At 70.5% G+C, this 16,189-nt stretch carries 17 protein-coding genes; 9 read left to right on the top strand and 8 right to left on the bottom strand.

Features of this window, described 5'->3' with window-relative positions; translation table 11 throughout:
• Nucleotides 1–32: 32 nt before the first annotated feature.
• On the bottom strand, nt 33–1,127 hold the full coding sequence (locus tag ABZX79_RS17100) for a P1 family peptidase (RefSeq protein WP_355257439.1): 1,095 nt from the start codon (nt 1,125–1,127) through the stop codon (nt 33–35).
• Between the two features lie 93 nt (nt 1,128–1,220).
• Here ABZX79_RS17100 and ABZX79_RS17095 point away from each other — a divergent pair, with 93 nt between their 5' ends.
• A complete protein-coding gene (locus tag ABZX79_RS17095; RefSeq protein WP_355257436.1) occupies nt 1,221–1,445 on the top strand; it encodes a hypothetical protein in 225 nt (74 codons plus the stop codon).
• 7 nt (nt 1,446–1,452) lie between these two features.
• Here ABZX79_RS17095 and mscL read toward each other — a convergent pair whose 3' ends face one another.
• The 6 genes from mscL to ABZX79_RS17065 form a co-directional block, all read right to left on the bottom strand.
• Nucleotides 1,453–1,953: a large conductance mechanosensitive channel protein MscL gene (mscL, locus tag ABZX79_RS17090; protein ID WP_355257433.1), complete on the bottom strand. Its 501-nt coding sequence runs from the start codon at nt 1,951–1,953 to the stop codon at nt 1,453–1,455.
• A gap of 135 nt (nt 1,954–2,088) precedes the next feature.
• Nucleotides 2,089–2,673: a hypothetical protein gene (locus ABZX79_RS17085; protein ID WP_355257698.1), complete on the bottom strand. Its 585-nt coding sequence runs from the start codon at nt 2,671–2,673 to the stop codon at nt 2,089–2,091.
• Nucleotides 2,674–2,862: 189 nt separating this feature from the next.
• Complete coding sequence (locus ABZX79_RS17080; protein WP_355257430.1) at nt 2,863–3,696, bottom strand: S-methyl-5'-thioadenosine phosphorylase; 834 nt, start codon at nt 3,694–3,696, stop codon at nt 2,863–2,865.
• A gap of 78 nt (nt 3,697–3,774) precedes the next feature.
• A complete protein-coding gene (locus ABZX79_RS17075) occupies nt 3,775–4,119 on the bottom strand; it encodes an FmdB family zinc ribbon protein (RefSeq protein ID WP_355257428.1) in 345 nt (114 codons plus the stop codon).
• A gap of 66 nt (nt 4,120–4,185) precedes the next feature.
• Nucleotides 4,186–5,451, bottom strand: a complete 1,266-nt coding sequence (locus ABZX79_RS17070; RefSeq protein ID WP_355257425.1) for an MFS transporter — start codon at nt 5,449–5,451, stop codon at nt 4,186–4,188.
• A gap of 262 nt (nt 5,452–5,713) precedes the next feature.
• Nucleotides 5,714–7,180 (bottom strand): potassium/proton antiporter, encoded by a 1,467-nt coding sequence (locus ABZX79_RS17065; protein ID WP_355257695.1) that lies wholly within the window; start codon nt 7,178–7,180, stop codon nt 5,714–5,716.
• On the opposite strand from ABZX79_RS17065, the gene ABZX79_RS17060 reads away from it, so the two are divergent.
• The gene (locus ABZX79_RS17060) at nt 7,067–7,306 is read left to right on the top strand and encodes a hypothetical protein (protein ID WP_355257422.1); all 240 of its coding nucleotides are present in this window, start codon (nt 7,067–7,069) and stop codon (nt 7,304–7,306) included. The genes ABZX79_RS17065 and ABZX79_RS17060 overlap by 114 nt on opposite strands.
• A gap of 125 nt (nt 7,307–7,431) precedes the next feature.
• The gene (locus tag ABZX79_RS17055) at nt 7,432–10,248 is read left to right on the top strand and encodes a penicillin acylase family protein (RefSeq protein ID WP_355257419.1); all 2,817 of its coding nucleotides are present in this window, start codon (nt 7,432–7,434) and stop codon (nt 10,246–10,248) included.
• On the opposite strand, the gene ABZX79_RS17050 is transcribed toward ABZX79_RS17055, so the two are convergent.
• A complete protein-coding gene (locus ABZX79_RS17050; RefSeq protein WP_355257693.1) occupies nt 10,238–10,780 on the bottom strand; it encodes a 5-formyltetrahydrofolate cyclo-ligase in 543 nt (180 codons plus the stop codon). The two genes, ABZX79_RS17055 and ABZX79_RS17050, sit on opposite strands and share 11 nt — an antisense overlap.
• Before the next feature lie 135 nt (nt 10,781–10,915).
• Between ABZX79_RS17050 and galU the strand changes: the two genes are divergently transcribed.
• The 6 genes from galU to glpR all read left to right on the top strand — a co-directional run bounded on the left by galU (nt 10,916) and on the right by glpR (nt 16,147).
• Nucleotides 10,916–11,827, top strand: a complete 912-nt coding sequence (galU, locus tag ABZX79_RS17045) for a UTP--glucose-1-phosphate uridylyltransferase GalU (protein WP_355257416.1) — start codon at nt 10,916–10,918, stop codon at nt 11,825–11,827.
• Nucleotides 11,824–13,125 carry a gephyrin-like molybdotransferase Glp gene (glp, locus tag ABZX79_RS17040; RefSeq protein WP_355257413.1) on the top strand — a complete coding sequence of 434 codons (1,302 nt, stop codon included), beginning with the start codon at nt 11,824–11,826 and terminating at the stop codon, nt 13,123–13,125. Before galU ends, glp begins: the two co-directional genes overlap by 4 nt.
• Nucleotides 13,126–13,187: 62 nt before the next feature.
• Complete coding sequence (moaC, locus tag ABZX79_RS17035; protein ID WP_214976193.1) at nt 13,188–13,667, top strand: cyclic pyranopterin monophosphate synthase MoaC; 480 nt, start codon at nt 13,188–13,190, stop codon at nt 13,665–13,667.
• Nucleotides 13,664–14,287 (top strand): MogA/MoaB family molybdenum cofactor biosynthesis protein, encoded by a 624-nt coding sequence (locus tag ABZX79_RS17030; RefSeq protein WP_355257409.1) that lies wholly within the window; start codon nt 13,664–13,666, stop codon nt 14,285–14,287. The genes moaC and ABZX79_RS17030 overlap by 4 nt, the downstream gene beginning before the upstream one ends.
• Nucleotides 14,284–14,910, top strand: a complete 627-nt coding sequence (locus tag ABZX79_RS17025) for a GNAT family protein (RefSeq protein ID WP_355257690.1) — start codon at nt 14,284–14,286, stop codon at nt 14,908–14,910. The genes ABZX79_RS17030 and ABZX79_RS17025 overlap by 4 nt, the downstream gene beginning before the upstream one ends.
• Nucleotides 14,911–15,049: 139 nt before the next feature.
• Nucleotides 15,050–16,147, top strand: coding sequence for a gephyrin-like molybdotransferase receptor GlpR (gene glpR / locus ABZX79_RS17020; RefSeq protein ID WP_355257407.1), 1,098 nt, complete (start codon nt 15,050–15,052; stop codon nt 16,145–16,147).
• The last annotated feature ends 42 nt before the right edge of the window (nt 16,148–16,189 follow it).

Below are 16,189 nucleotides of genomic sequence, written 5' to 3'. Positions count from 1 at the left end.
GCGCCCCCTGGCCAACTGGCTCCGCCAGTACGTCAGTAGAGGTCCCGGTACGCCGGGTAAACACCCCCGGGCCCGTCGACCCCCTCCGCTGCCAGCACGGCTTTCACCACCGCACGGGTGAGCGCGTCCGCACCCGCCCCCAGTACCTCGTTGAGGGCGGCCGCCCCCGCGTGCGCCGCGAACGCGGGTTCCACCGACCCACCCAACAGCGGTTTCGTGCCCGTGGCCAGCGCGAAAACGGTGTCCCCGTCGGTGAGCAGATGCACGGGCCGCACGGCGCGCGCGAGGCCGTCGTGCGCCGTACCGGCGAGCTTCTGCGCCTGCGCGCGGGTCAACTCGGCATCCGTGGCGACAACAGCCAGGGTGGTGTTCAACGGGGGCAGCGCGGAGCCGGCGGAGGCAACTGAGCTGCGACGCTGCGTCTGTGCCCGCGCGTCGGCCAGCCTGAGCTGCGCCTCGGCGTGCACCTTCGCCGCCGGATACTCGCACCGCCCCTCGAAGTACCTCCCGTAGACGACGCCCGTCAGCGGATCGACGGCCGAACCGGCGGCGTTGACGACCGCGAGCGCCCCGACCGTGACCCCCGAGTCCAGCACCACGGAGGCCGTGCCGACCCCGCCCTTCATCCCGCCCGCGACAGCGCCCGTCCCCGCGCCCACCCCGCCCTGGGCCACGGGCGCCCCGAGGTCCGTACGCGCGGCATCCTCGGCGGCGGCCCGTCCCGTCGCGGCGTCCGGCCTGGCCCGCCAGTCGCCGCCGCGCCCCAGGTCGAAGAGGCAGGCGGCCGGGACGACCGGCACCACCTGCGCCGGGCCTGGCCCGACCCGGAAGCCCCGGCCCTGCTCCTCCAGCCAGGCCATCACCCCGGACGCGGCGTCGAGACCGAAGGCGCTGCCGCCCGTCAGGACGATGGCGTCGACGCGCTGCACCAGATTGCGCGGGTCGAGGGCGTCCGTCTCGCGGGTGCCCGGACCACCGCCCCTGACATCCACGGCGGCGACCGCCCCGCCCTCCGGCGCCAGCACGACAGTGGTGCCGCTCAGCGCCCGGTCGCCCGGCACGTTCGCGTGGCCGACCCGCAGTCCGGTCACATCGGTCAGGGCGTCCGCCCTCGTCTGGTGTCCCATGAAGTCCTGCGTATCACGGGAGAATCCACCGGAGGGCACGGCCGCGGAGACTGCCGGCGTACCCGCACGGGCCGTTCGCCGTACCCTGGAAACATGAGCACCGCCCCCGCCCACGGATCGCGAGACCCGGAGCAGACGTCCGAGCAGCAGGCCGAGAGCAAGCCACGGCCGAAGCCGGCGCTGGACTTCGGCGATCCACTGGACCACCAATCAGCGGACGATACGGACCGAGGGTGGGGTGAGCGGCCTCCCGGTAGTGGTGGCAGCGCGGCCGACCTCGCCCGATTCCTGGACGAGAAGCCGCCGCACCACCTCTGAGCACGGGCTACGGCGTGTTGTCGCGGCCCGTGCCGCGCTCCGTGCCGGGTTCCGTGCCGCGCTGCGCGACCAGGACGTCCCTGATCTCCTTCAGCAGTTCGACCTCGGTGACCTCCATGACCTCCACGGTGGCTTCCCTCGCCTTGTCCCGCGCCGCCCGCCGCGCCAGGTACTTGGCCATGGGGAGCACCATGAGGAAGTAGACGACCGCCGCGGTGATCAGGAAGCTGAGGACCGCGCTGAGAACGAGCCCCCAGTTGATCGGGATGCCCTGCATCACGCCGTTCTCGTCCGACTTGCACGGCTGCTTCAGGCAGGAGCTGTACTTCTCCAGGTCCTGCGTGCCGAACGCACCGACCAGCGGGTTGATGACCCCCTTCACGATCGAGTTCACGACGTTGGTGAACGCGGCGCCGATGACCACCGCGACAGCCAGGTCGATCACGTTGCCGCGCATCAGGAAGGCCTTGAAGCCGGCCAGCACGCTCTGCTTCTTCTCCTCGCTCACGAATGAGCCTCTTTTCGCATGTACCGGGGGCGGAGCAAACAGTTCCGAAACCTACGTCAGCAGGTGACGGCCCTGTCCAATCCCGACCCACGCACCAGCGACTTGACAGTCGGCCAGTTCGAGCCGGCACTCGAGTCAGCACAGTGTCACCGCCAGTTGGGACGTCGTGCCCACACCGGCCAGGGCCGCGGCCGTGGTTCGCGGTACGGACAGGACGACCAGCGCTCCGCCGCCCTCGGCCCCTGCGGCCCCTGCGGACTCGTGCACCTTCGGCACCTCCGCCACCCGTGCACCGGCGGCCACCACCCGCGCGTCCGGCGGTTCACCGCCCGCCACCGACGAGTCGGCCGCCGCCGCGATCACGTCGACACGGTCTCCCCGGCGCAGCAGCCGCACGGTCCCGGCGTCCGCGATACGCACCGGCGCGGACACCATCTCCACCGGCCGGCGCTCGCGCCGCGCCGCCGCACCCGAGTCGGCCCGCGACAGCGCGTGTTCCCGCGCCTGTGCCTGTGCTCGCGCCTGTGCCGCACCGCCGCCCGTACGCCCCGCGTCGCGCGCCCCCGAAGCGGCCAGCGCGGCGGCGGTCATCGCGAGCCCGGCGGCCATCGCCCGCCTCCTGCGACGCACCGCCCGCCGGAGCCGGTGCTTGCCGCCCCGCACCCGCAGCGGGGCGAATTCGGGCACACCGCACGGATCCGGCCCGGGAACGGGCGGCACGGGGAGAGTGGGGGGAGTGGGGACGTAGGGATAGAGGGACACGGTGACCACCGCCTGCCACGAGGACTCGAGGAGTTCCGGCTTAACGCTCCTCACGATCCACGGTGAGCCCGAATCCCGCCCACGCCTGTGGACAGGCCCCCGGCTGTGGACAATCCGCTCACCCGCATGGGCGTCCGGGGCCACCCGCTAGGGCAGCGCGATCCCGGTGTCGAGCCCGTCCAGCGCGTGCGAGCACAGGCAGTCGCGCGTCTCGTCCGCCGGCAGCCCCGCCACCGCGTCGAAGAGCACATCGCGCAGCCGGTCCACATTCGCCGCGAACACCCTGAGCACCTCCTCGTGGGAGACACCCTCGCCCGCCTCCGCCCCGGCGTCCAGGTCCGTGACCAGCGCCAGCGACGTGTAGCAAAGTCCCAGTTCCCTGGCGAGCACGGCCTCGGGGTGTCCGGTCATGCCGACCACCGACCAGCCCGCCGCCGCATGCCACCGAGACTCCGCCCGCGTCGAGAACCGCGGCCCCTCGATGACGACCAGCGTCCCGCCGTCCACCGGCTCCCACTGCCGCCCGCGCGCCGCGTCGAGCGCCGCCTTGCGCCCTTCGGGGCAGTACGGGTCGGCGAAGGTCAGGTGAACGACGTTCGGCAGCTTCCCGTCCACCGGCGTCTCGCCGTCGTAGAACGTCTGCGCGCGTGCCTTCGTACGGTCCACCAGCTGATCCGGTACGAGCAGCGTGCCGGGCCCGTACTCGACCCGCAGCCCGCCCACCGCGCACGGCCCGAGCACCTGACGCGCACCGACGGACCGCAGCGCCCACAGGTTGGCGCGGTAGTTGATGCGGTGCGGCGGCAGGTGGTGACCGCGCCCGTGGCGGGGGAGGAAGGCCACCCGCCGCCCGGCGATCTCACCGAGGAAGAGCGAGTCGCTCGGCTTCCCGTACGGGGTGTCCACCTCGACCTCGGTCACGTCCTCCATGAAGGAGTAGAAGCCCGAGCCGCCTATCACGCCGATCTCCGCATTCGCCATGGCGGCCACAGTAGCCGGGAGCGAAAACGCCGAGGACCCCGCCGTCGGAAACGGCGGGGTCACCCAGAAGCGGTAGGCCTAGGCGGCCGAGGAGCTGCTGGAAGAGCTGGACGAACTGCTGGAGCCCGACGACGAGCTCGACGACGAAGCGGCCGGCTTCGAGTCGGACCCCGACGAGGACGTCGAGGACGACGCCCCGGCAGCCTTCGAGGACGACGCCGTGGCCGGCGTGCTGCTCGACGAAGAGCCGCGGCTGTCGTTCCGGTAGAACCCGGAACCCTTGAAGACGATGCCGACCGCGGAGAACACCTTCTTCAGGCGTCCCTCACAGCTGGGGCACACGGTCAGTGCGTCATCGGTGAACTTCTGCACCGCCTCGAGGCCTTCGCCGCACTCGGTGCACTGGTACTGATAGGTCGGCACTTGCTCCTCCTGGCACTCTCACTCAATGAGTGCTAACGACGTTCCATACTGACGTATTCCGCTGGATCAGTCCACCGTCACAGGCACTCGGTGACTCACGCCACGTGCGGCGACCCGTCCCGGAGCCTTCGGTGCGAGCCGCGAGCGCAGCGCCACCAGGGTGGCGAGGGCGAGCGCGGTACCCACCAGGGGCACCAGGAACCCGGCGCTCGCGCCGTTGGCGTCCGCCAGCCGTCCCGCGACCGTGACGCCCGCGGCCTGGCCGAGCGCGACCGCGCCGGTCAGCCAGGTGAACGCCTCGGTACGTGCCGTGGCGGGCACCAGGCTTTCCACCATCGTGTAGCCGGTGATCAGCGCGGGCGCGATGCACAGGCCGACGAGCAGTCCCAGGCCCGCGAGCAGGGGCACGGAGTGCACCGCCCACAGTCCGGAGGCGGCCAGCGTCAGCGCGGCGTACCCGACCATCAGACGGCGCCGGGGCCCGACCTTCCAGGCGATGGCGCCGCACGCGATACCGGCGAGCATGTTGCCCGCGGCGAACGTTCCGTAGAGCAGTCCGTTCACGCCGGGGTTACCGATCTCCTCGGAGAACGCGGTCAGCGAGACCTGCATTCCCCCGAAGACAGCGCCGATGCCGAGGAAGGCCACCACAAGCACCCGTACGCCCGGAATGGACAGCGCGGAGGCGCGCGGCCCGTCGGTCATCGACAGGCGTCCGGCCTGCGGCTGCGTACGTCGCTGTGCGGCGAAGAACAGACCGCCGACCAGGGTGAGCACGGCCTCGGCGGCCAGACCGGCCGCCGGGTGCACACCGGTGCACAGCGCGGTCGCGAGAACCGGTCCCACGACGAAGGTGAACTCGTCCGTCACGGACTCGAAGGCCGCGGCGGTCGACATCAGCGGCGAGCCCTCCAGCTTGGCGGCCCAGCGGGCGCGCACCATGGGGCCGATCTGCGGAACAGAGGCACCGGTGGGAACAGCCGCGACGAAGAGCGCCCACATGGGCGCTCCCGAGAGCGCGAGCACGAGCAGCGTGACGACGGAAGCGGTGTGCACGAGAACGCCCGGAAACAGAACGGCGCTCTGTCCGAAACGGTCGGCCAGTTTGCCGCTCTGCGGCGCGAACAGTGCCATGGAAACGCCGGTCACGGCGGCGACAGCGCCCGCGCTTCCGTACGACCCTGTGGTGTGCTGCACGAGCAGCACGATGCCGATCGTCAGCATCGCGAAGGGCTGCCGTGCCAGGAATCCCGGCACCAGGTACGTCCATGCTCCAGGGGTGCGGAGCAGCTGGCCGTAACCGGGACGGGGGGTAGTGACCGTGTTGGACACGGTCCTTGCCTTTCTGCCGCCTGGTGACGCTCCCCTGTGCACGCGGTGTGTGCGTGCGGGAGCCGCCGAGAGCTGTCCTCTTGCGCAGGACCGGCGGTAGATACCAGGACACCCACTGCGAGGGGGCCGGCCGCCGTACGGTCGCGCCAGCTCTGCGTCAGGCAGAGTTGGTCGATCAGTAGGCCTTCATGTTACAGGGCATCCGCGGCGGCGCACCTGCGATTGCGTACGGATTACGTCACACCACCTGTGATCAGCGTGATCAACGTGATCGGTGGGAGCCGTTGCCACCCGTTCCCAGCCACCCGGCGAGCTTGCCGCCCTGCCCGACGGCCCGCAGCCGCCGCTCGGCGGCGTCCCGTACCGGATCGGTCGCCACCACGAGCAGCTCGTCGCCGCGCCGCAGCACGGTCGTCGGCAGCGGTACGAAGCTCGTGCCTTCCCGTACGACCAGGGTGACGGCGGCCCCGTGCGGCAGCCGCAGCTCGGCCACCTCCACGCCGTGCATCCTCGACTTCTCGGGGATCGCGACCGACAGCAGATGCCCGCGCAGCCGCTCCAGCGGCGCCGACTCGATGCCCAGGTCGGCGGCCTCGGAGGGGTCCTCGCCGAGCCGCAGCCACTTCGCCAGCCAGGGCAGAGTCGGCCCCTGGGCGAGGGTGTAGACGACGACGAGGACGAAGACGATGTTGAAGATCCGGTCGCTGCCCTCGATCTCCGACACCAGGGGGATGGTCGCCAGGATGATGGGCACCGCGCCGCGCAGCCCGGCCCACGACATCAGGGCCTGCTCCTGCCACGGGATACGGAACGGCAGCAGGCTGAGCAGCACCGACAGGGGCCGCGCGATCATGGTGAGAATCAGTCCCACCATCACCGCCGGCCAGAAGTCGACCAGCAGCTCGTGCGGTGTCACCAGAAGCCCGAGCAGGACGAACATGCCGATCTGCGCGATCCAGCCGAGCCCGTCCGCGAACCCGCGCGTAGCCGGCCAGTGCGGCAGCTTGGAGTTGCCCAGCACCATCGCGGCCAGATAGACGGCGAGAAAGCCACTGCCGTGGGCGATGGCCCCTGCGGCGTACGCCGATACGGCGATGGCCATGACGGCGATCGGATAAAGACCGGACGCGGGAAGCGCCACATGACGCAGTGCGTACGCCCCGAGCCAGCCCATCGCGAGACCGATGCTCGCGCCGATCGCCAGTTCCAGGACGATCGTGCCGAGCAGGACGTACCAGTCGTCCACCGGACCGACCGTCGAGAAGGCGACCACCAGGATCACGACAGGAGCGTCGTTGAAGCCCGACTCCGCCTCCAGTACGCCCGTTATGCGCGACGGCAGCGGCACCTTGCGCAGTACGGAGAAGACCGCGGCGGCGTCCGTCGACGAGACGACCGCTCCGACGATCAGTGACTGCCGCCAGTCCAGCCCCACCAGATAGTGCGCACCGGCCGCCGTAACGCCCACGCTCACCGCGACGCCGACGGTCGACAGGACGACCGCGGCGGGCAACGCGGGTTTGATCTCCCTCCACTTCGTGCCCAGGCCGCCCTCGGCCAGGATCACCACAAGTGCGGCATAGCCGATCACCTGCGTCAGTTCGGCGTTGTCGAAGTGGACATCGAAAATGCCGTCCTGCCCTATGGCGATCCCGATCCCGAGGTACAGCAGCAGACTGGGGAGTCCGCTTCGGGACGAAATGCGTACCGCCGCGACGGCGATGAGCAGAACGAGCGAGCAGATGAGCAGGAGTTCATTGAGCTGGTGGACAGTCAGCGGGCCGTTCCTTCCCTCGCACGCCTGCCGGATCGTTCCTCCAGCGGCCGGTACTTCGTTACCTTACCTAATCTTTAACGTTTCCTTGACGCGCTCGATCGTCCGTACGATCGCCGTTGGAGGCACCGAGTCCAGGCCGCCGGAGCGCTGCGCCTATGGTTGCTCCAGCACTCAAGGACCACCCTGCCCCTCGAAGGACAGCGATGCCCGCCAACACCACCGCCTCTTCCGGCAAGAAGAAGAAGGGGCGTCGCGCCCGCCTGATCGTGATCGTGCTGGTGTTGGCCCTCGTCGCGGGTGTCGGCTACGGCACGTACTGGAGCATCAGCACGGTGCGCGCCTCCTTCCCGCAGACCACAGGGTCGATCGAGATCGACGGCCTCTCGGGCCTCGTCGACGTCAAGCGCGACAACTACGGCATCCCGCAGATCTACGCGGACACCGACGAAGACCTCTTCCGCGCCCAGGGCTTCGTCCAGGCGCAGGACCGCTTCTACGAGATGGACGTCCGCCGTCACATGACGTCGGGTCGGCTCTCGGAGATGTTCGGCGCGGACCAGGTCGACATCGACGCGTTCCTGCGCACGCTCGGCTGGCGCCAGGTCGCGCAGCAGGAGTACGACACCAAGCTGTCGCCGGAGACGAAGAAGAACCTCCAGGCGTACGCGGCCGGCGTCAACTCCTACCTCGCGGGCCGCGAGGGCAAGGACATCTCCGTCGAGTACGCCGCTCTGGGCTTCGTGAACGACTACAAGCCCGAGAAGTGGACGCCCGTCGACTCGGTCGCGTGGCTCAAGGCCATGGCCTGGGACCTGCGCGGCAACATGCAGGACGAGATCGACCGTTCGCTGATGACGAGCAGGCTGAGCGCGAAGCAGATCAAGGACCTCTACCCGTCCTACCCGTACGACCGGAACAAGCCGGTCGTCGAAGAGGGCGCGGTCGACGAGACGACGAAGAAGTACGACCCGAAGGCGTCAGCCACCTCGGCCGAGGGAACCGGCACGGGCACGGGCACCGGAACCGGAACTGGAACCGGCACAGGTACGGGCGTCGGCACAGGCACCGCAGGTACCGCAGGTACCGGCATCGTGGGCAACGCCGCCGCCGACGCCACCCAGGGCTTCCAGTCCCAGCTCTCCGGCATCTCCGACGCCCTCGACGAGATCCCCGCACTCTTCGGCCCGAACGGCAGCGGCATCGGCTCCAACTCCTGGGTCGTCTCCGGCAAGTACACGACGACCAAGAAGCCGCTGCTCGCCAACGACCCGCACCTCGCGCCGCAGTTGCCGTCGCTCTGGTACCAGATGGGCCTGCACTGCCGCAGCCTCTCCAAGACCTGCCAGTACGACACCGCCGGCTACACCTTCTCCGGCATGCCCGGCGTGATAATCGGCCACAACCAGGACATCGCCTGGGGCTTCACCAACCTCGGCGCCGACGTCACCGACCTCTACCTCGAGAAGGTCTCCGACGAGGGCTACCTCTACGACGGCCGTACGAAGCCCTTCACCACCCGCGAGGAGACCATCAAGGTCGCCGGCGGCAAGCCGAAGACGATCACGGTCCGCTCCACCACCAACGGCCCGCTCGTCTCCGACCGCAACGACGAGCTCGGGAAGGTCGGCGAGAAGGCCCCGGTCACCAACGCCGCCCCTGACCGCGGCGCCGGCTACGGGGTCTCCCTCAAGTGGACCGCCCTGATGCCCGGCAAGTCCATGGACGCCGTGTTCGAGCTCAACCGGGCCACGGACTTCAAGACCTTCCGCGCCGCCGCCGCCCACTTCGAGGTCCCCTCCCAGAACCTCATCTACGCCGACACCAAGGGCAACATCGGCTACCAGGCCCCCGGCCGCATCCCGGTCCGTAACGCAGGCGACGGCACCACACCCGCCGCCGGCTGGGACTCCCGCTACCGCTGGAAGCGCTTCATCCCGCAGGCCGAGCTGCCGTACGAGTACAACCCGGAGCGCGGCTACATCGTCACCGCCAACCAGGCCGTGATCGACAAGAAGAAGTACCCCTACCTCCTCACCGAGGACTGGGGATACGGCGCCCGCAGTCAGCGCATCAACGACCTCATCGAGTCGAAGATCGCCGACGGCGGCAAGATCTCCACCGACGACATGCGCACCATGCAGATGGACAACAGCAGCGAGATCGCCAAGCTGCTCACCCCCCACCTGCTGAAGATCGACGTGTCCGACCCGAACGTCCGCGAGACGCAGAAGCTGCTCGAAGGCTGGGACTACACCCAGGAGCCGGACTCGGCGGCCGCCGCGTACTTCAACGCGGTGTGGCGCAACGTCCTCAAGCTCGCCTTCGGCAACAAACTCCCCAAGGAGCTGCGGGCCAAGGGACAGTGCCTCAGCGTCCGTCCCGCCGACGCCACGGGCCCGGTCGACGACCTCGACGAGCGGGTACGCGAATGCGGCCAGCGCGCCAAGGACTCGGCGCAGCCGGACGGCGGCGACCGCTGGTACGAGGTCGTCCGCAAGATGCTGGGCGACGAGAAGAACGAGTGGTGGCAGGCGCCGAAGAACCGCCTGGACGGACCGACCGACACCCGTGACGAGCTACTCGCCCGCGCGCTGAAGGACGCCCGCTGGGAGCTGACCGCCAAGCTCGGCAAGGACATCGACTCCTGGAGCTGGGGCCGCCTGCACCAGCTGAACCTGAAGAACCAGACCCTCGGTACGAGCGGCCCCGGCGTCGTCCAGTCGCTCCTCAACCGCGGCCCGTGGAACCTGGGCGGCGGCGAGGCGGCCGTCAACGCCACCGGCTGGAACGCGGCGGGCGGCTACGAGGTCATCTGGGTGCCGTCCATGCGCATGGTGGTCAACCTCAACGACCTCGACAAGTCCCGCTGGATCAACCTCACCGGCGCGTCGGGCCACGCGTACAGCTCGCACTACACCGACCAGACCGACATGTGGGCGAAGGGCGAGCTGCTGGACTGGCCGTTCAGCGACCAGGCGGTCGAGAAGAACACCACCGACAAACTGGTACTCAGGCCGTAAAACGCCTGACACCGCCCGGCGTCACCACGGCGCTCACGGGGTGGTCGTGCGGTTCCCTCGGGACCCGCGCGACCACCTCTTCGTCGTACAGGAGCACCACCAGGTGGGGCCGCGCGCCCGCCGCCTCCAGCCGGGCGAGTACTCGGTCGTACGATCCGCCTCCCCGCCCGAGCCGCATCCCGCGCCCGTCCACCGCCAGCCCCGGCAGCAGCACCGCGTCGGCCTCCAGCACGGCCTCCACGCCGAGCCGCGCGCCCCGCGGTTCAAGGAGCCCGAGCCGGGCGCGCGCCAGCTGCTCCGCCCCCTCGTACGCGGCCCAGTCCAGATCGTTGTCCACGAGCAGCACGGGAAGCAGCACCCGCACGCCCCGCGCACGCAGCGCGTCGAGCAGCGCCCGGGTGCCGGGCTCACTCCCGATGGAGACGTACGCGGCGACGGTCCCGGCGTCCGCGAGCTCCGGCAGCTCCAGTGCCACGCGGGCCAGAACCGCAGCGGCCTTCTCGACGTCATCCCTGGTCAACCGGGATCTCATGTCGAGGAGTTCTCTTCGCAACCCGGCCTTGTCAGGCTCGTCACACACCACAGCGGCTCCACAAAACGGCTCGTATGAGAATTTAATGACCGGAGCCTCATCTTCCTCCCATACGCAACGGATATCGTTCTGACCATGACTCAGTCGCACCCCGGGATCAGCAAGGCTGTCATCCCTGCCGCCGGCCTCGGTACCAGGTTCCTGCCGGCGACAAAGGCCACTCCAAAAGAGATGCTGCCTGTCGTCGACAAGCCGGCCATCCAGTACGTGGTCGAGGAGGCCGTGACCGCGGGCCTCTCCGACGTCCTCATGGTCACCGGCCGCAACAAGCGCCCGCTCGAGGACCACTTCGACCGCAACTACGAGCTGGAATCGGCCCTCGGCCGCAAGGGCGACGCCGAACGCCTCGCCCGGGTGCAGGAGTCGAGCGACCTCGCCACCATGCACTACGTCCGCCAGGGAGACCCCAAGGGCCTCGGCCACGCCGTCCTGTGCGCCGCGCCGCACGTCGGCGACCAGCCCTTCGCGGTGCTCCTCGGCGACGACCTGATCGACCCGCGCGACCCGCTGCTGTCCCGGATGATCGAGATCCAGGCGCTGTACGGCGGCAGCGTCATCGCGCTCATGGAGGTCGACCCCTCCCAGATCCACCTGTACGGATCCGCGGCCGTCGAGCCGACCGGCGAGGGTGACGTCGTACGGGTCACCGGCCTCGTCGAGAAGCCCGACGCGGCGGACGCGCCCAGCAACTACGCGATCATCGGCCGCTATGTGCTCGACCCGGCCGTTTTCGACATACTGCGCAAGACCGAGCCGGGCCGCGGCGGCGAGATCCAGCTCACCGACGCCCTCCAGCACCTGGCCGAGGACGACAAGGTCGGCGGCCCCGTGCACGGCGTCGTCTTCAAGGGCCGCCGCTATGACACCGGCGACCGCGCAGACTATCTGCGTGCCATTGTCAGACTCGCATGCGAACGTGAAGACCTGGGGCCGGAGTTCCGGTCCTGGCTTCGCAGTTACGTGACCGAGGAGATGCAGGCACCTTGAGCAGCACGATCTGGTCTGTCGACGAGCACCTTGAGGACATCCTCGCCGCGGTGAAGCCGCTCGAGCCCATCGAGCTGCAACTGCCCGACGCGCAGGGCTGTGTCCTCGTCGAGGACATCACGGTCCAGATCGCGCTTCCGCCCTTCGACAACAGCTCGATGGACGGTTACGCGGTCCGTACGAGCGATGTCGCGGGCGCCACAGAGGAGTTCCCCGCCGTCCTCACCGTCATCGGTGACGTGGCGGCGGGCAGCGGCGAGACACTTCACGTCGGCCCCGGCGAGGCCGCCCGCATCATGACCGGCGCCCCGCTGCCGCCCGGCGCCGAGGCCGTCGTCCCGGTCGAGTGGACCGACGGGGGCACGGGCGGCGGCCCGGTCGCCACGATGCGCGCCGCGAGCGACGCCCCCGAGGGCGCGACCGGCGAGGTCCGCGTCCACCGCCCCGTCGAGGCGAGGGCGCACGTCCGCGCGCGCGGCAGCGACGTCCAGGCCGGCGACCTGGCCCTGGAGGCCGGTACGGTCGTGGGCCCGCCCCAGATCGGCCTGCTCGCCGCCATCGGCCGCGCCACCGTCAAGGTCAGGCCGCGCCCGCGAGTCGTGGTCCTGTCCACGGGCAGCGAACTGGTCCAGCCCGGCGAGCAGTTGGCGGCCGGCCAGATCTACGACTCCAACAGCTTCGCGCTGACCGCCGCCGCCCGCGACGCCGGAGCCATCGCCTACCGCGTAGGCGCCGTCACGGACGACGCCGACACGCTGCGCGCCACCATCGAGGACCAGCTGATCCGCGCCGACATGATCGTCACGACCGGCGGCGTCAGCGTCGGAGCGTACGACGTCGTGAAGGAAGCACTGTCCTCCGTCGGCGACGAGGACGAGCCCGGCAGCGGCATCGAATTCCGCAAGCTCGCCATGCAGCCCGGCAAGCCCCAGGGCTTCGGCTCCATCGGCCCCGAGCACACCCCGCTGCTCGCCCTCCCGGGCAACCCGGTCTCGTCGTACGTCTCCTTCGAGCTCTTCGTACGCCCGGCGATCCGCGCCCTGATGGGCCTCAAGGACGTGCACCGCCCGAAGGCCCGCGCGACCCTGACAGCAGACAAGCCCCTTTCCTCCCCCTCCGGAAAGCGCCAGTTCCTGCGCGGTACGTACGACGAGGAGGCGGGCACCGTCACCCCGGTCGGCGGTGCCGGATCCCACCTGGTAGCGGCCCTCGCCCGGGCGAACGCCCTGATCATCGTCCCGGAGGACACCACCGAGGCCGAACCCGGAACCGAGGTCGACGTGGTCCTGCTCGGGTGACCGGGGCCCGGTGGGGGTACCGTGTCTGCCCTCATAGGCCCTGACCGGGAGCGCCACACGTAATGAGTACGCACGAACGGCTCACGCACATCGACGAGGCGGGGGCGGCCCGCATGGTCGACGTCTCCGGCAAGGACGTCACCGCGCGCACCGCGCGCGCCACCGGACGCGTCCTTGTCGCCCCGCGCGTCATCGAGCTGCTGCGCGGCGAGGGGGTCCCCAAGGGCGACGCCCTCGCCACCGCCCGTATCGCGGGCATCATGGGCGCCAAGCGCACGCCCGACCTGATCCCGCTCTGCCACCCGCTCGCGCTCTCCGGCGTGAAGCTCGACCTCACGGTCGCCGACGACGCCGTCGAGATCGCCGCGACCGTGCGTACGACGGACCGTACGGGCGTCGAGATGGAGGCGCTGACCGCCGTCACGGTCGCCGCGCTCACCGTGATCGACATGGTGAAGGCGGTCGACAAGGGCGCGGTCATCACCGACGTACGGGTCGAGGAGAAGACGGGCGGCAAGTCCGGCGACTGGAGCCGGGCATGAGCCCCGCCCCGCGCGCCGGAGAGGTGTACAGCCACAGTCACGGCCACAGCCACGGCGACGAGCCGGCGGCCGAGCCCGGGATCGAGCCGGCCCCGGCCGCTCAGCCGCCACGCCGCGCCCTGGTGGTGACGGCCTCCAACCGCGCGTCCGCCGGCGTCTACGCCGACCGGGGCGGTCCGATCCTCGCCGAGGGGCTGCGCGGTATGGGCTTCGAGGTCGAGGGGCCGCAGGTGGTCCCCGACGGCGACCCGGTGGAGCAGGCCCTGCGGGCCGGCGTCGCGGCGGCGTACGACGTCATCCTGACCACGGGCGGCACCGGCATCTCGCCGACCGACCGCACCCCCGATGCCACCCGCCGCGTCCTGGACTACGACATTCCCGGCATCCCCGAGGCCATCCGCGCCGAGGGCCTGGGGAAGGTACCGACCGCCGCGCTCTCCCGCGGTCTCGCGGGCGTCGCGGGCCGGACGCTGATCGTGAACCTGCCGGGCTCCACCGGCGGCGTACGGGACGGACTCGCGGTCCTGGAGCGCCTCCTGCTCCACGCCGTGGACCAGATCCGGGGCGGCGACCACCCCGGATCCGGCTCCGGATCGCCGCTATCCGGGAGCCAGAGCTGAACGTTTCGTCCTGGCCCGTCGAGCTGGTGGACGGCGATGTCACCCTCCGCCCGATAAAGCTGCGGGACCAGGGGAGCTGGCGCGAGGTGAACCGGCGCAACCGCGACTGGCTGCGCCCCTGGGAGGCTACGATCCCGCCGCCCGCGCCGGCCGGCCCGGTGGCCCAGCGTCCGACGTACCGTCAGATGGTCCGCCACCTGCGCTCCGAGGCGAACGCGGGCCGGATGCTGCCCTTCGTCATCGAGTACCGGGGGCAGCTGGTCGGCCAGTTGACGGTCGCCGGGATCACCTGGGGATCGATGTGCTCCGGGCACGTCGGCTACTGGGTGGACCGCGAGGTGGCGGGCCGCGGTGTGATGCCGACGGCGGTCGCCCTCGCCGTCGACCACTGCTTCCGTACGGTCGGCCTGCATCGCATCGAGGTCTGTATTCGGCCCGAGAACACGCCCAGTCGCCGAGTCGTGGAAAAGCTCGGATTCCGCGAGGAGGGGCTGCGTCCCCGATATCTCCACATTGACGGCGGGTGGCGTGACCATCTGGTCTACGCGCTCACGGCGGAAGAAGTCCCCGAGGGGCTGCTGAACCGCTGGCACCAGGCGCGACCCGGCACATCTCATAAATGAAATAAGTGTTCGAAATTGATCGGCAAAGCAGCCCGTTGATCCGATCAGTAACAAAAAAGTTCGAGTTATCAGCCAGATCGTGCGACACACCGGCTCAATTGGCCGATGGCCTTGCGCGAACCCCTCTACGGTGTGGGGTGTGAGCAGCAGCGGCCTGATTTACGCAGTCATTGTCGGGGCCTGGGCCGCCTACTTGGTGCCGATGTGGCTCCGCAGGCAGGACGAGCTCAACGAAGCCCGTCCGACGGAACGCTTCAGCACCGCCATCCGGCTGCTGTCCGGACGGGCGGCAATGGAGCGCCGATATGCCAGGGAGCTGCAGGATCGCGCCGCGGGTGAGGTGGAGCCCGACGCGGACCCGGACGCCGTGACGGACCGATTGAGTTCCGTCGACGTCCGGGCCTTCGCCGTGCCCCCGACACAGAAGGAGCGCCCTGCCGCACGGGACGACGTGCGGGAGCAGGCGCGGGAGAGCGCCCGGGACGACGCGCGGGAGGAACGGCGGGCACGCACCGCCGGTGCCGCCGCCGAACGGGCCCGGCGCTCCAAGGTCCTCGCGCGCCGCAGACGCACCACCGTGATCCTCTTCCTCGCCTTCACGCTCGGCGCGATCGTCGCGGCGGTCGGCGGGCTGAAGTTCCTCTGGGCGCCGGCCGTGCCCGCCGTGCTGCTGAGCACGTACATCGTGCATCTGCGGGCCACCGAGCGGCGGCGCTTCGCCTTCACCATGGACCGGCGCAGGGCGGAAGTGGCGGCGCAGCGGTTGCGCGAGCGCCGCCCGCACCCAAGCCGTCGGCCGGTTTCGGCAGACCCTGACGAGGAGCCCGTCGTACGCCCGGAACCCGAACCGGCGCCCGCGGTCTCGCCGCAGGAGGCGGGCCGCCGCGCGCTGGTGGAGCAGACGGACCACGCGGAATGGGTGGACCAGCAGCGCGAGCGTGAGCGCGGCGCGGCCCGCGGCGAGAGCTGGGACCCGGTCCCGGTCCCGCTGCCGACGTACGTCACCGCTCCCGTCGCCCCGCGCGCCACCGCCGGCGTGGACTTCGGCGACCCGGGCACCTGGAGCTCGGCCCGCTCCAGCACCGCCGAGCCGACGCCCGCCCCCGAATCCCCGCCCGCCACCGACCCGCCCCAGGGCCGGCGCGCCAACCCGGCACGCCGCGACCGGGGCCGCGGGCGCACGCCGCTCTTCGACCAGTACGAGGAGGGGGACCGGCCGCGGGCGGCCAACGAGTGACCTGCGAGGAACGGATTTCCAAGCACCCCGATCGAGGTGCTA

This window comes from Streptomyces sp. NPDC002994 (assembly GCF_040611155.1).
GTDB lineage: Bacteria > Actinomycetota > Actinomycetes > Streptomycetales > Streptomycetaceae > Streptomyces.
Note: the sequence above shows the minus strand (reverse complement) of the source record. Positions and strands in the feature narration are given on the sequence as shown.

What these genes read in the sequence shown, in the direction of transcription:
- ABZX79_RS17100 (WP_355257439.1), bottom strand. Translation starts at nt 1,127, where the DNA reads ATGGGACACCAGACGAGGGCGGACGCCCTGACCGATGTGACCGGACTG.
- ABZX79_RS17095 (WP_355257436.1), top strand. Translation starts at nt 1,221, where the DNA reads ATGAGCACCGCCCCCGCCCACGGATCGCGAGACCCGGAGCAGACGTCC.
- ABZX79_RS17080 (WP_355257430.1), bottom strand. Translation starts at nt 3,696, where the DNA reads ATGGCGAATGCGGAGATCGGCGTGATAGGCGGCTCGGGCTTCTACTCC.
- ABZX79_RS17055 (WP_355257419.1), top strand. Translation starts at nt 7,432, where the DNA reads ATGCCCGCCAACACCACCGCCTCTTCCGGCAAGAAGAAGAAGGGGCGT.
- ABZX79_RS17050 (WP_355257693.1), bottom strand. Translation starts at nt 10,780, where the DNA reads ATGAGATCCCGGTTGACCAGGGATGACGTCGAGAAGGCCGCTGCGGTT.
- galU (WP_355257416.1), top strand. Translation starts at nt 10,916, where the DNA reads ATGACTCAGTCGCACCCCGGGATCAGCAAGGCTGTCATCCCTGCCGCC.
- moaC (WP_214976193.1), top strand. Translation starts at nt 13,188, where the DNA reads ATGAGTACGCACGAACGGCTCACGCACATCGACGAGGCGGGGGCGGCC.
- ABZX79_RS17030 (WP_355257409.1), top strand. Translation starts at nt 13,664, where the DNA reads ATGAGCCCCGCCCCGCGCGCCGGAGAGGTGTACAGCCACAGTCACGGC.